The 13,186-nt window shown below is 63.2% G+C and carries 11 protein-coding genes and 4 pseudogenes; 9 read left to right on the top strand and 6 right to left on the bottom strand.

The features are described from left to right. Window positions 1-333 precede the first annotated feature (333 nt). Window positions 334-438 (top strand): annotated as a pseudogene (locus tag WS70_RS33980) (group II intron maturase-specific domain-containing protein); the annotation flags it as partial. 310 nt (window positions 439-748) lie between these two features. On the opposite strand, the gene WS70_RS31295 reads toward WS70_RS33980, so the two are convergent. Beyond that, window positions 749-1,816, bottom strand: coding sequence for a ParB/RepB/Spo0J family partition protein (locus WS70_RS31295; protein ID WP_059472335.1), 1,068 nt, complete (start codon window positions 1,814-1,816; stop codon window positions 749-751). A gap of 24 nt (window positions 1,817-1,840) precedes the next feature. Then, entirely contained in the window at window positions 1,841-2,503 is a 663-nt protein-coding gene (gene parA / locus WS70_RS31290; protein WP_059472336.1) for a ParA family partition ATPase, read from the bottom strand. A gap of 237 nt (window positions 2,504-2,740) precedes the next feature. Between parA and WS70_RS31285 the strand changes: the two genes are divergently transcribed. From WS70_RS31285 to WS70_RS32095, 4 genes and pseudogenes are all read left to right on the top strand, one after another. Beyond that, the gene (locus tag WS70_RS31285) at window positions 2,741-3,262 is read left to right on the top strand and encodes a hypothetical protein (RefSeq protein WP_108034111.1); all 522 of its coding nucleotides are present in this window, start codon (window positions 2,741-2,743) and stop codon (window positions 3,260-3,262) included. A gap of 7 nt (window positions 3,263-3,269) precedes the next feature. Next, a pseudogene (locus WS70_RS31280) lies at window positions 3,270-3,497 on the top strand (ArsC/Spx/MgsR family protein); the annotation flags it as partial. A gap of 54 nt (window positions 3,498-3,551) precedes the next feature. Beyond that, window positions 3,552-4,699, top strand: a pseudogene (locus tag WS70_RS31275) (IS3 family transposase); the annotation flags it as partial. Between the two features lie 167 nt (window positions 4,700-4,866). After that, window positions 4,867-5,001: pseudogene (locus WS70_RS32095) on the top strand (ArsC/Spx/MgsR family protein); the annotation flags it as partial. A gap of 318 nt (window positions 5,002-5,319) precedes the next feature. On the opposite strand, the gene WS70_RS31265 reads toward WS70_RS32095, so the two are convergent. Further along, window positions 5,320-5,517 (bottom strand): zf-HC2 domain-containing protein, encoded by a 198-nt coding sequence (locus tag WS70_RS31265; protein WP_082716325.1) that lies wholly within the window; start codon window positions 5,515-5,517, stop codon window positions 5,320-5,322. Continuing rightward, window positions 5,498-6,103 (bottom strand): RNA polymerase factor sigma-70, encoded by a 606-nt coding sequence (locus tag WS70_RS31260; RefSeq protein WP_059472338.1) that lies wholly within the window; start codon window positions 6,101-6,103, stop codon window positions 5,498-5,500. The genes WS70_RS31265 and WS70_RS31260 overlap by 20 nt, the downstream gene beginning before the upstream one ends. Before the next feature lie 395 nt (window positions 6,104-6,498). On the opposite strand from WS70_RS31260, the gene WS70_RS31255 reads away from it, so the two are divergent. Continuing rightward, a complete protein-coding gene (locus tag WS70_RS31255) occupies window positions 6,499-7,056 on the top strand; it encodes an NADPH-dependent FMN reductase (RefSeq protein WP_059472339.1) in 558 nt (185 codons plus the stop codon). 121 nt (window positions 7,057-7,177) lie between these two features. Here WS70_RS31255 and WS70_RS31250 read toward each other — a convergent pair whose 3' ends face one another. Then, a complete protein-coding gene (locus tag WS70_RS31250) occupies window positions 7,178-9,451 on the bottom strand; it encodes a hybrid sensor histidine kinase/response regulator (RefSeq protein ID WP_059597227.1) in 2,274 nt (757 codons plus the stop codon). Window positions 9,452-9,954: 503 nt separating this feature from the next. On the opposite strand from WS70_RS31250, the gene WS70_RS31240 reads away from it, so the two are divergent. From WS70_RS31240 to WS70_RS31230, 3 genes are read left to right on the top strand one after another with little or no spacing between them, the layout of a single operon-like run. Next, window positions 9,955-10,323, top strand: coding sequence for a response regulator (locus tag WS70_RS31240; RefSeq protein WP_059472341.1), 369 nt, complete (start codon window positions 9,955-9,957; stop codon window positions 10,321-10,323). Then, window positions 10,316-10,939: a chemotaxis protein CheC gene (locus WS70_RS31235; RefSeq protein WP_059472342.1), complete on the top strand. Its 624-nt coding sequence runs from the start codon at window positions 10,316-10,318 to the stop codon at window positions 10,937-10,939. The genes WS70_RS31240 and WS70_RS31235 overlap by 8 nt, the downstream gene beginning before the upstream one ends. Then, window positions 10,936-11,871 (top strand): sensor domain-containing diguanylate cyclase, encoded by a 936-nt coding sequence (locus WS70_RS31230; protein WP_059472343.1) that lies wholly within the window; start codon window positions 10,936-10,938, stop codon window positions 11,869-11,871. Before WS70_RS31235 ends, WS70_RS31230 begins: the two co-directional genes overlap by 4 nt. Window positions 11,872-12,026: 155 nt before the next feature. Here WS70_RS31230 and WS70_RS31225 read toward each other — a convergent pair whose 3' ends face one another. Next, window positions 12,027-12,932: an alpha/beta fold hydrolase gene (locus WS70_RS31225; protein WP_059472344.1), complete on the bottom strand. Its 906-nt coding sequence runs from the start codon at window positions 12,930-12,932 to the stop codon at window positions 12,027-12,029. Window positions 12,933-13,186: the final 254 nt, after the last annotated feature.

Raw genomic sequence — 13,186 nt, 5'->3', positions numbered from 1 at the left:
GCGATTGCTCGATTCGCCTGATTCGATTTCTTCCGTAACGAAAAACGGGGTCCGCTGGGCCCCGTTTCTTTTGGGTGCGCCCGGCAGGGCGCACCTACTCGGAGGTGAAAGTCCTCTACAGCCCGGCAAGGGGAAGTGTTAGCCGAACGGCAAGGGTGTCGAGGGTCACTGCGAATCTGGAGGAAGCCGAAGGCAAAGCGCTGGCTTGACGAACAGGAAGCGGATATGAGGCGGCGTGGCGGGGTGAGGTGCCCATATGGGTTTGGCCGGGCCGCAAATGCCTGGCAAGCGGTGCAACGAGCCCAAGGCTATCTCAAGGAAGGCCACCGCTGAGTGGTTGCCGCGTTGAACCCAGTGCTGCGCGGCTGGGCCTCGTACTTCCGGCTGACGGAAGTGCGAGGGGTGTCGCAGGACGTGGATGGGTGGACACGACGCAAACTGCGCTGCCTGATATGGCGGCAATGGAAGTGCCCGGCCACTCGTAACAGGAAGCTTCAGGCTCACGGACTGGATCCGACGCGGGCCCGGAAGTCGGCCAGCAATGGCCGGGGCCCTTGGTGGAATGCTGGAGCGAGCCACATGGGTGCGGCATACCCCAGAGCTACTTCGACGCATCAGGGTTGTTCTCGGGGCTGGACATCCAGCGGCGCTTCCGTGTGCTCAGTGAACCGCCGTATGCGGAACCGCCCGTCCATGTATGTGAGAGGGCGACGGGGGCAACCCCGTCCCCTACTCGATTCCATTCGGTTCAGTTCGACAGCAGCATCCGCTCGAGCTGCTGCAGGATGTCGTCCCGTTTTTCTCGGGTCAGGCCGCGCAGCCGCAGTTCCAAGCGATCCTCGCCATACGATTTCAGATCGCCGACCGACATGCCGTTCAGCTTGATCTCGTGCCGTTGCGCATATCGCTGCCGGCTCGCGGGTTTCGGGTTTTCCTGCGCGGTCGCCCTTCCCTTCACGATGTCGGCCACCTGACGGGTGCTGAGATCGTCGGACAGAATCTTGTTGATGAGGCGCAGTGTCGCGTCAGTGCCGCGCGCTGTGTGGTAGCGGCCGACCTGATACGCCATGTTCGAACCGAAGCGATCCGGGCGCGCGACCATTTCCTGCATCACGGCTTCCGGCAGCTTGCCGATTGAAAGCGCGACGGCAACTGTCGACTCGTCGAGTCCGAGATGCTCGGCAAGCTCTTTTTGGCTCTGGAAGTAACTCTCCTCGAGGAAGCGCTTCCAGACGACCGCATTGTCGAAAACCGTTTGCGAGTCGCGCTGGACGTTGAGGTCGTAACCGAGCTTGTAACTCTGAATGCCGATCGGCAGATCGATGACGATCGCCCTGACCAATTCCTTGTTCGCTTCCTTCAATGCACGGACGCGGCGCCCGCCGTCGCTGACGAAGTAGGAGCCGGGATTGTCGTAGTCGGGAATGACGTGAATCGCTTGCTGCTGCCCTTGCTTCGCCAGATTGACGGCTAACTCCGCGATCGACGACTTCAAATAGAAGTGCCGCGGATTGAAGGGGCTCGGCTTGATCGTCTTGAGTGGCAGTTCGATCACTTGGCCGGGCTGATAGCGATTTTCGATTCGCCACGCACGATACTGGCTCGATTCGTCGATCGAGTCCGTGGTCGACGGCGTTTCAACGATCGTGACAGGGATATTCTTCTTTGGCGATTTGCCGGCAGGAGTAGCCGGCGTTGCGGTGTCGGATTTGACGAGGCCGTCGATCGCATTGAGTCGATCGAGCGCCGTGCGTTTTTCGCTGGTCGTGATGTCGGGGCGCGCTTGGAAGCCTTTGGCGAATTGGGAGGGTTTCATTCAGGGTCCTTTATGCGCATAAAGTCAGGGCAGCATTGCGACGATCTCGTCGGCACATGCACGGATTTCCGCCGCTGCGAGCTTTGCGCCGCGGTCGTTCATTTGCAAGACGGTTTGGCCTAGCGCCATGGCTTGCTTATAGGCTTCGCGCGTGGGAATTTGTGTCCTGAGAAGCGGGAAGCCGAGTTCTTCAAGCGCGCGCTTCAATTCACGCGTGAGCATCCGCTTCTCCTCGGTCTTGTTCAATAGGAACACGGCGCGGAGATCTTCGTTCATCACCTGCGCCTGCTGAATCAGTTTGACGAGACCGACGCTCGACCAATAGTCCGCCGGCGACGATGAAGTCGGGATCACCGCGATCGTCGCGGCGAGCAACACGACGCCAGACACCTTCTCGGTAATCGACGGTGGGCAGTCGACGATGATGATGTCGTAGTCGCTGATGAACTTCTTGATCTCGCGATGAATTTGGCTGCCGGCCTCGGCGAGATTGACGACGGGAAACGGGATGCCGGTTTCACTGTCAGCGGAGGCGCTGGACCAATGAACGAGGGTGTTTTGGCCGTCGGCGTCGATCACCAGGACGCGTTGTCCTTTTTCGTGGAACGCGGCGCCGAGATGCATCGCGATGGTGCTCTTACCGACTCCGCCCTTTTGTTGAGTGACTGCAATGATTTCAGCTGCCATTTTCACTCCTATTTTGATCAGGGGATTTTACCGGACGATTTTTTTATTTCAATGAATTTGTTGCGAACTGGCGACGCACTGACCGTTTGGCCGATGGTTTATGCGCATAAAGCCAGCGGGTGGTGCGTATGTTGTATGGGGCCATGAGGAGGAAGCCTGCTAGCGGGCAGTCGAATCGGTACTCTGCGATTGGTCCATTTGTATGGACAGATCTGTTGTGCGTCGAGACTGGCTGGCATGTGCTTGAAACGGCGATGCATCATTGATGACGCCAACGCCAACGCCAACGCCAACGCCAACGCCAACGCCAACGCCAACGCCAACGCCAACGCCAACGCCAACGCCAACGCCAACGCCAACGCCAACGCCAACGCCAACGCCAACGCCAACGCCAACGCCAACGCCAACGCCAACGCCAACGCCAACGCCAACGCCAACGCCAACGCCAACGCCAACGCCAACGCCAACGCCAACGCCAACGCCAACGCCAACGCCAACGCCAACGCCAACGCCAACGCCAACGCCAACGCCAACGTTGCGGTCGGCTTTATGCGCATAAACCGGGATACAGCGATCGATGCGGTCGCTCGACGCTGCATTGCGCGCGACGTCTTAGATTGCCATTGCAGCGCCGGAATTCGGAGCGCGTCGATTAGTCAACCATGCATGGGCCGGCAGATTGCGCATTTTGCCCAGCGTAACGAGCTACCCCGTTGCACGGCCGCTACAATACCCTCGCCTTTGACCCACTTTCACTAGCAGACCGATGATCACGATCTATCACAACCCCCGCTGCTCCAAATCTCGCGAAACGCTGGCGTTGCTCGAGACGCTCAATCAGACCGCCGGAGAGGCAATCAATGTCGTCGAATACCTGAAGCAACCGCCGACCGTCGCGCAATTGAAGGTGCTACATCGGCAACTTGGGCGCCCGGTGCGCGAGATGATTCGTGATAACGAAGCACCTTATAAGGACCTCAATCTCGCAGATGCATGGAGTTGACCCGTTTCCGTGGACACCTATCCTTTGGAACAGGAGGTGCCTGCCATGGGAAAGCACCACAACCCCTACGCGCCGGAATTTCGGGCGCAAATGGTCGAGTTAGTCAAAGCCGGGCGCTCGCCAGAAGAGCTTGCGCGTGAGTTCGAGCCGACGGCGCAAACGATCTACAACTGGGTCGCGCAAGCCGATCGCGACAGCGGCAAGCGGCATGATGGCTTGACGACAGCGGAGCGCGAAGAGCTTACGCGACTTCGTCGCGAGAATCGCCAACTGCGGCTTGAACGAGAGATCCTCTCAAAAGCCGCGGCCTGGTTTGCACGGGAGACCGGAACGGTGCCCGAAAAGGGTTCGAATTCATGAAAGCGAACCAGGCCAGCTTGCCTATTGCGACGATGGCGCGGCTGCTGCAGATTTCGGCCAGCGGCTATTACGCGTGGATCTCGCGCAGCCCATCGAAACGGGCGTGCAGCGACACCGATCTGCTCGGGCGTATTCGAGCCATTCATGCAAGCTCGCGCGGCACGTACGGCATGCCTCGCATCCATGCGGAGCTTGTCGAGCATGGCATGCATGTCGGGCGCAAACGTATTGCCAGTCTGATGCGTATAGCGGGTCTGTGCGGCGTGAGCCGGCGGCGCTGGATCAACACGACGCGGCGGCAGCCCGGCGCACGGCCCGCACCCGATCTCGTGCAACGGCACTTCGTGGCCGACGCCCCCAACCGACTGTGGGTAGCCGATGCCACCTACGTGCCGACAGCCGAAGGCTTCCTCTATCTCGCCGTCGTGCTCGATGTCTTCAGTCGCCGCATTGTCGGCTGGGCGATGTCCAATCATCTGTACACGGAGCTGATGCTGCGTGCGCTCGACATGGCCCTCGTGCAGCGTCGCCCCGAGGGCGTCATTCATCACTCGGATCAAGGGTGCCAATACACGTCGCTTGCCTTCGGCCGGCGCTGTCGCGAAGCGGGGGTACGCCCCTCGATGGGCACAGTGGGCGATTGCTTCGACAACGCCATGTGCGAGAGCTTCTTTGCCACGCTCGAATGCGAACTGCTGGCCCGCTCGCATTTCCAATCGCACGAGCAAGCTCGACGTGAGTTGTTCGCCTTCATTGAGGGCTGGTACAACCTCGGCCGCCGACACAGCGCGATCGGCTACCACACACCAATCCGCTACGAAACGATGTATCAACAAAAAATGCCCGCTGCGGGCGAGTTGCCCACCGCCGGCCGGCATCGCGGTCGTGATAGGCGACCCGCCGACCGACCGTGGACAACTCGCGCAAACGCCCAACCTGGAGGACATCAACCGAGAGAAGATTCAACTGTCTAACCGTCCACGGAAACGGGTCACCCCCAGCAGGCGTTTCGGATGCGCAGTTGTATGACGCGATCGCAGAGCATCCGATCCTGCTTCAGCGTCCGATTGTCGTGCGTGGCGACAAAGCTGCGATCGGCCGCCCGCCAGAGACAGTGATGTCTTTGTTTGAATAATTATTAGAAAATTAATAATTCTAATGGGGCGACGGTTCGGCGGTTTTATCTATCGTCAATATGCGCCGGGCCTGAGTCGCTCCATCGGGCTCGCGTCGTGCGAAAAGTTGTGTGGCCGGGCGCAGATCCGGGGGCGCTGCCGCTCATCTAGATTCAGAGCAACGTCATGCGAATGTCGGATTCGCACAAACACAAACGCTCTTACAAAGACGATCACCCGCGACTCCTCGCCGGCCCAGCCGTACACAACCCGCACACATCACCGCACACATCACCGCACACATCACCGCACACATCACCGCACACATCACCGCACGTTCACTCGCTCCGTTCCGCCTCGTTCCCGCCCGCGACGCGCGCCGCCTCCCGCAGCAAGCGAATCTGCATACGATAATTGCGGCAACCGCTGCAAGCCGGCAGGTGCACCCGTACCCTGAGTCGTTCGTCGAGCGACAACGGGCGATCGAGTGCGTCCGACAGCAGCCGCGTGATGTCCTTACATTTCCCCAGTAGCATCTTCGGTCGTCAGGCCTTTTTCGGTGAGACAGGTGCGCAGCCGGGTCCGCGCGCGGTACAGCAGAACGCTGCAGTGATTCGCCTTCAACTCGAGCTCCATGCAGATGTCGTCGATTGCGAAGTCGAGGAATTCGCGCATCATGAACACGCGGCCGATCTGCTCCGGCAGATGGTCGAGACACATCTCGAACAGCATCCAGAACTGCCGCTGCTGCAGGACCGTTTCCGGCTTGGGCCACGGACGCGGCTTCGCTTGCGGCGCCCAGTGACCATTGTCTGAGAATAGCTCGCGATCGAGAAGCGTTTCGCCGTCGAGTTCGGCATCGAGCGCGGACGCGTTGATGGTCCGCCGCCGCGCCCGCATCGTGTCGATCAGTTTGTTGCGCAGAATGCCGAACACCCAGGTCTTGTGGCTCGACTGTGCGTCGAAGCGCTCCGCCTGCGCCCACGCGGCCGCGAGCGCTTCCTGGACCGCGTCTTCGGCGGCATCGGCGTCGCGCAGTTGCAGGCGCGCGAAGCGGAGTAAATCGTGACGCAATTGTGCGAGGTAGACGGGATCGTCGTGCGCGGTGCGCGCGTGCTGCATGAGATGGCTTCCGGTTCATGCCCGCGCGCATACGGCACGCATGGGCGGCAGCGCAAGATTATCCATGCGGTGCGCGTCGTTGCAAGTTGCATTGCAAGCGACGCGCGTCGCCTTCGGGCGCGACCGCGTTTCTCGATGCGGCACCGCGCGCTATGCTGACATCGTATGCCGCACCGGCGATCGGTGGCGGAGCCGTGAAATACATCCGGACGACACAAATGTAACCGACACACATATTCATCAGGTTATCCACAGATTCTGTGGAAAACTTTGTGGAAATCTGGTTCAAAGCCCCGATGCACTGGGACTCAAGCTGGCTTGCTCATAAAAGGGCCGATTGATGCGCAATCGGGAACGAATCCGAACGATTACCTGCTGAACGGAAGGGGAATCAGATGGCTTATCGTATTGCAGTGATTGTCGGCAGTCTGCGACGCGAGTCGTTCAATCGCGCACTCGCAACGGCGGTGGGTTCGCTCGCGCCGGCCGATCTGTTGTTCGAATCGGTCGATATCGGCTCGCTGCCGCTTTACAGTCAGGACTACGACGCCGATTTTCCCGACGTCGCAAAGCGTTTCAAACAGACGATCGAAGCGGCGCAGGGCCTGCTGTTCGTCACACCCGAGTACAACCGCTCGATGCCGGGCGTGCTGAAGAACGCGCTCGACTGGGGTTCGCGTCCGTGGGGTGGCAATTCGTGGACGGGCAAGCCGGCCGCCGTGCTCGGCACGTCGCCCGGCGCGACCGGCACCGCGCTCGCGCAGCAGCACCTGCGCAACGTGCTTGCGTATCTCGACGTCCCGACACTCGGCCAGCCCGAAGTGTTCATCAAGCATGACGCGTCGAAGATCGACGCGCAGGGCAACATCGTCAACGACGACACGCGCAAGTTCCTGCAGGGTTTCGTCGATCGCTATGCGGACTGGGTGCGGCGGCACGCGAAGTTGGTTTGACGGTCGATCGGCCGGGAGGGATCCGGATGCCATGGCGAACGCGTTTGCACATGTTCGCCATGGCGTCGCCAGCAACCACCATCCCCACAACCGAATAAGCAAACCAGTCAGTCCGCCGAACTCAATCCGCAAGCCGCGCATCGCGCTCGTGCTGGATCTTCAGCAGCATATCGTCGAGCAGCGCGATGTCGAACGGCTTCGACAGCAAGCGCGCATGCACGCGGCGCGTCCGGTCGAACTCCTCCGCGTAGCCGGTGACGAGAATTACCGGCAGCTTCGCATCGCCGCGCTCGATCGCTTCCGCGAGGTCGATCCCGTTCATCGTGCCGGGCATGTGGATATCCGAGATCACGAGATCGAACGCGCCGGGCGCCGCCGGCTCGGCGCCCGCTTCGGTCAGCATGCGCAACGCGTCATCCGCGTTCGGCGCGTATGCGACCCGGTGGCCGAGCAGCTCGAGCAGCGCCTCGGTGCCCGCCGCGACTTCGCTATTGTCTTCGACGAGCAGGATCCGCAGTCCTGCGGGCGTCGACGCCGCGGCCGGCCTGTCGGTCGCGTCCGGCGCGACGACGGACGGCGCGACGTCTGTCGTGCGCGGCAGATAGAGCCGCACCGACGTGCCGGCGCCGACTTCGCTGTCGATCGTCGCGAGGCCGCCCGAGCGCTCGCAGAACGCGAACACCTGCGGCAACCCGAGCCCAGTGCCCATCCCCTTCGCCTTCGTCGTGAAGAGCGGCTCGAACGCGCGCGCGAGCACGTCGGGCGGCATGCCCAGGCCCGTGTCCTCGACCGAGATCTGCACGAAGTCGCCCGTCAGCGGAAAGCCGTCCTCGCGGCGGAACGTGATGTTGTGCGCGCCGATCTTGAAGCGGCCGCCTTGCGGCATTGCGTCGCGGGCGTTGACGGCGAGATTGATCACTGCGAGCTCGAGTTCCGCGACGTCGACGCGCACGGGCCACAAGTCGAGCTGCGTATCGACGGCGAGCGTCGACTTCGAGCCGAGCGACGTCTTCAGCAATTCTCGGCATGACGCGAGCCACTGCGCGACGTCGATCGTCTCGCTGCGCAACGGCTGCTTGCGCGCGACGCCGAGCAACTGGCGCGTCAGCGACTGGCCGTTCTTCAGCGCGCGCTCGATCGCCGCGAGCTCGGTGTCGAGATGCTGGACGCCGCGCCGCCGCGCGATCTGCACGTTGCTCGAGATGATCATCAGCAGGTTGTTGAAGTCGTGCGCGACGCTGCCGACGAGATTGCCGAGCGCCTCCATCTTGCGCGACTGCCGGTATGCCGATTCGATCGAGCGCCGCATCGACGCCTCCGCCTGCCAGCGCTCCCACGCCTCCTCTTCGGCGCGCAGCCGCTTGAGCGACAGCCAGATCACGCCCCACAGCGCGGCGGACGGCGCGAACATCGAGATGAACAGGACGCTCAGGTGCTCGTACCAGGCGCGGCGGATCGCGGACGTGCGGTACGCGCACGACACGAACACCGGATAGCTGCCGACCTGCCGGTACGCGACGATCTCGCTGTCGCCGTCGCGCCTCACGCGCACGACGCCCGCGCGCTGCTCGCCCTGTGCGCTGCCGAACGGCGTCGCGCTGTCGGCTTGCGCGGCGGCGTCGTCCGACGCGCCGTGCGGCGCGGGCGGATACGACGCGAGCACGGCGCCGTCGCTGCGCGTGAGCGCCACCGACATCGGCGTGTCTTCGCCGCCGAGCAGGTCGCGATAGAACGCGTTGAAATACGACGACTTCAACGCGATCGACACCATCCCCGCAAACGTTCCATCGCTATGGCGTCGCGCGACGCCCGTGTTGAACACGGGTCCCGGATTCGCCGCCTTGAGCGGGCCCGGCATCACGCGCGAGATGTGCTCGATCACCTTGCCGTCGCGGATGCCGACGAAATCGTCGCGATTTGCGATCGACGCATACGGCGCCGGGTAATAGAGGCTGTTCGCGAGCAGCATCCCGCTCGCGCCGAAGATCGATACCGACGCGACCTGCGGATAGCCGCCGCCGATCGTGTTGAGCGCGTCGTGGATGTCGGCTTCGGCGTTGCGGACCGCGGCGTCGTCGAGATCCTGGACGAGATCGACGATCCGGGCATCCAGCGTCTCCGACAAATCGAACACCTTCAGCGCGTGCTCTTCGGCGACGCGCACCGTGCGCATCGTCACGTCGCGCGCGGTGGCTTCGCGCGTGCGCATGTCGTTGTAAGCCATCACCGCGACGTACACGCACGGCAGCACGATCGCGGCGACGAGCATCACGATGAGCGTCACGCGCCGCACCGCGAAGTCGTGTTCAGGCGCGCCGGCTGCGAACGACGCGTCGTCTTCCCAATCGTTGTCGGGCGGTGTCGAGCGTGAGGCGTCGGGCCGATCGGGCGTCATGGTTGGCGAACGAATGCAAGAGGATTGATCGGCATCTTAAACGAGTCGTGCATGCGCGCCCGCATGCGGCGCGGGCATTGCGCAAGCCCGGATTTCCGGCGTTTCCGGCGGCTTCGCGCAAACAGCGACGAATTCAAAAGCGCAAACGTAAGCAAAAGAATAATTTGCGTGCTTATCGCAAAAACAATTCGAGCTGTTCCCGGATTCGAATTCGAGCTAATCAATTTTGTTCGAACGGAGAAAAATGGCGAGTTGCAACGCCCCGGGTTTACTCCCAGAATCCCGCATCGCTTTCCTGTGCGGAACATGCCCGCGATGTCCGGGCGCAGCCTCGACGAGGTCCATTCGCGAACGGGCGCGTGCGGCGCGCCGAGCCGGTTCTTGCGAGCCGAGCGGTGCGCGCGTGGTCCGTCCCTCGTATCGCCAGTTGCACCTTGCCTAAAGAAGCGCGGCGAACCGTCGTTAACGCGAGACACACGACTCCGTTTACCGCTACGACAGCCATGCCTCTGCCGATTGTGATCGCCGACGATTCCTTGCTTGCTCGCAAGCTGCTGACGAAGGCGCTGCCGGTGGACTGGGACGTCGACGTGAATTATGCGTCGAACGGTCGCGAAGCGCTGACGCTGTATCGCGACGGCAAGGCATCGGTGATGTTTCTCGATCTGACGATGCCGGACATGAGCGGCTACGAAGTGCTCGAGACATTGCGCGGCGAGGATCTGAACACGTTCGTGATCGTCGTGTCCGCCGATATCCAACCGATGGCGCAGGCACGCGTGCGCGAGCTGGGCGCGGCGGCTTTCGTCGCCAAGCCCGTCACCTCGGAAGCATTGCTGCCCATTCTCAAGGAGTATGGGTTGTATGTCTGAGATGGTGTTGACGGCGGAGCAACGCGACGCCCTGCAGGAGATCGCCAACCTCGCGATGGGACGCGCGGCGGCGCGTCTCGCGCTTCTCCTCGGCACCTTCATCGAGCTGTCGGTGCCGCGCGTGCGCGTCGTGCGCGCGGCCGACGTCGGCCGCGTGCTGCGCGACATGACGGGCATTCACGACCACGTGACCGCCGTGCGCCAGGGGTTTCGCTCCGACATCAAGGGCGAGGCGCTGATGCTGTGCCGCAGCGCGGGCGTCGGCCAGCTCGTGTCGCTCGTCGACGACGCCTACGCGGACGACGAATTCGGAACCGTCACGCAGGCCGAGCTCGTGTTCGACATGGCCAACGTGTTGATGGGCGCGTGCGTGTCGTCGATTCTCGACGAGCTCGGGCGCACGCCGGTGTTTTCGCCGCCGGGGCTGCTCGGCGAAGACATCGCGCTCGACGACGCATTTCAGCCCGACGTGCTTGCATGGAGCGAGACGCTCCTTCTCGAAGTGAACTTCGGCGTCGCGGACGACGGCGCCCGTACGCATTTCGTGATGCTGCTCGCGGAAGACTCGATTCGCCACATGAGCGACGCCCTCGATACGTTGCTGTCCAGCTTATGAACCTTCTTTCTTCGCTGAGCGATCTCGTCATCGAACGGGTCAGCTTCGGTATTTTCGTGCTCGACCGCGAGATGAAGGTACTCATGTGGAACCGGTTCATGCAGGACCACAGCGGCGTCGCCGCCGCCGACGTGATCGGCCGCAATCTGTTCGACTGCTTTCCGGAGCTGCCGCGCGCGTGGCTGTCGCGCAAGATCGAGAGCGTGTTCCAGCTCGGCAGCTTCGCGTTCAGCTCGTGGGAGCAGCGTCCGTATCTGTTTCGCTTCGATCACGACCGGCCGATCACGGGCGGCGTCGACTTCATGCAGCAAGACTGCACGTTCGTGCCGATCGCGCGCGGACGCGAAGTCGAGGCCGTCTGCGTGACGATTTCCGACGTCACGCACGTGAGCGTGATGCAGCGCGAGCGCGAAGAGGCCGTCGCGAAGCTGCAGGAATACGCGAACCGCGATGGGCTGACGGGCATCGCGAACCGGCGCTTCTTCGAGGCGCGGCTGCGCGACGAATTCGAGCGCTGGCAACGCTACGGCGGCAATCTGTCGGTGCTGCTGTTCGATCTCGACCACTTCAAGACGATCAACGATCGCTTCGGCCACGTCGTCGGGGACAACGTGTTGCGTGTGATGGCGCGCCGCGTCGCGGACGTCGTGCGATCGCAGGATACGTTCGGCCGCTTCGGCGGCGAGGAATTCGCGCTGCTGCTGCCGTGCACGTCGCTCGACGAGGCGATGCACGTCGCCGAGAAGATCCGGCAGACGATCGGCAGCACGCCGATCGAAGCGGAAGGCGCGCTGGTGCCGGTGACGGCGAGCGTCGGCGGCGCGGCCGCGCACGTCGGCGCGCTCACGCACGAGACGCTCGTCAACGAAGCCGACGCCGCGCTTTATCGCGCGAAGCGGCAGGGGCGGAATTGTTCGGTTGCGTTTGAGTGAGGCGGCGAGTTTGATCGTTGGGGATTCGATCATTTGATCGCCCGTTCACCCGTTCACCCGTTCGCTCGGACAACTCGTGCCCCTTCGACAACCGCGCGCAATGCGCGAGAGGCGACGCAGCCGGCGCGCCGCGTCGCTTCGTCGCGCGAACGGCGTCAGCCGCGCGCGATCGCGGCCAGCGTGTCGGCGACTGCGCTCGGCTGCGCGATGAACGGCGAGTGGCTGCTGTCGAGCGTATGCACGTGCGTGCGATTGCCGGGGGCGAGCGCGTCGGCCTCGTCGATGAAACGCTGCTGCAGCGCAGGCAGCAGCACACGATCGCGCAGGCACTTGATGTAATGACGCTCGATCGCGCCCCAGCGCGCGGCCGTCGTGTCGATGCGCGTCGCGAACGGCGCCGCAGGCACATCACAACTGAGCAGATGGCCGACCGCCGCGTGGTCGGCGTCGTTCGCGTCGTCGCAGAGCGCGCGCTTCGCGGCTGCGCGGTACGCCGGATCTTCGCTGCGCGGATCCATCCGCAGCGCGCCCGTCGCCTTCGGACTCGCCATCATCAACGGCGCCAGCATCTCGCCCTGATTCTCCGGCGCGCGCACGTAGTCGAGCCCCGTCGCGCCGGCGGTCGGCATGAACGCGGCCAGATAGACGAGCTTCGCGATCTTCTCCGGTGCGCGCTCGGCGGCCATCGTGATCGCGATGCCGCCCATGCTGTGGCTGACGAGCACGACTTGCTCGTGACCGAGCGCGCGAACCTGGTCGATGGTGTGCAGCACGTGATCGACGTAATCGTCGAGCGTCGTGCCCGCGACGGGTGACGGCTCGCTCGCGAATGCGGCGGCGTCGAGCGGGCGCTTGAAGAACGACGCGGGGAAGCGGGCGTTGATGCCGTGCGCGGGCAGGTCGCGCGCGATGGCCGCGTGGCCATGCGCGGCGAGTGCGGGGATCACCCGCTCGTAGGCCCACGCGCCGTGCCAAGCGCCGTGCACCAGCACGAAAGGCAGAGGGGACGCTGCCGCGGGGGCGTGGCGGTCGGCGATAGTGTCGCGCGGTTCGGTCGGCAAGTGTGTCTCCTGTCGGTGATGGTTCGAGCGGTCGATTGCAGGCTTGCGCCATCTTAGTGAGGAATCGGCGTGGCGTGGCAGTCGATCGCGCCCCAAGAGCGTGTTTTGTCGTGTGCCGAGTGGTTTCATGGCGAATGCCGGCCGCCGAACGCCGAACATGGACAGTCGAGCACCGAGCACCGAGCACCGAGCACCGAGCACCAAGTGCCCGCCCGAAGGCGACAGGCGACAGGCGCGGATTTCGCGCGAACCCA

The sequence above is a fragment of the Burkholderia mayonis genome, from assembly GCF_001523745.2.
GTDB lineage: Bacteria > Pseudomonadota > Gammaproteobacteria > Burkholderiales > Burkholderiaceae > Burkholderia > Burkholderia mayonis.
Note: the sequence above shows the minus strand (reverse complement) of the source record. Positions and strands in the feature narration are given on the sequence as shown.